Below are 355 nucleotides of genomic sequence, written 5' to 3'. Positions count from 1 at the left end.
CCCCAGAGTGACGCCAGGGGCAGCCCACGATGGGCTGCAACCATACGGCCAAGGGCTTCGGCGTATCCGGCCTCGCTGATATGCCAGTCATGCAGATGCGCCAACTGGCGCAGGGTGGCACCCTGACAGGTGTCGGCCATGCGTGTCAGACAAAGATTAATCCCATCCGCCAGGATCACCGTCAGCAGGGCGTTTTTGTCATCCGCGACACGGCTGGAACGGCGATGGGTAAAGCAGTCGGTGAAGCTGATCCAGCGGTCCACTTCCAGCAGAAGATCAGTAATCTTGATGCGTGGCAGCCGGTCGTAAGCCGCCCGCCTCAACTCTTCCACAGCAGGGGGTGTAATTGCTTTCA

At 60.0% G+C, this 355-nt stretch carries 1 protein-coding gene; it reads right to left on the bottom strand.

Annotation, left to right across the window (positions count from 1 at the left end):
• Nucleotides 1-355, bottom strand: a 355-nt coding sequence (locus KP705_RS19675) for a Tn3 family transposase (protein ID WP_215765532.1), incomplete at both ends; no start/stop codon positions are given.

It is taken from the genome of Gluconobacter sp. P1D12_c, from assembly GCF_018812105.1.
Classification (GTDB): domain Bacteria; phylum Pseudomonadota; class Alphaproteobacteria; order Acetobacterales; family Acetobacteraceae; genus Gluconobacter; species Gluconobacter oxydans_A.
This window is presented reverse-complemented; position numbering and strand designations above follow the sequence as displayed.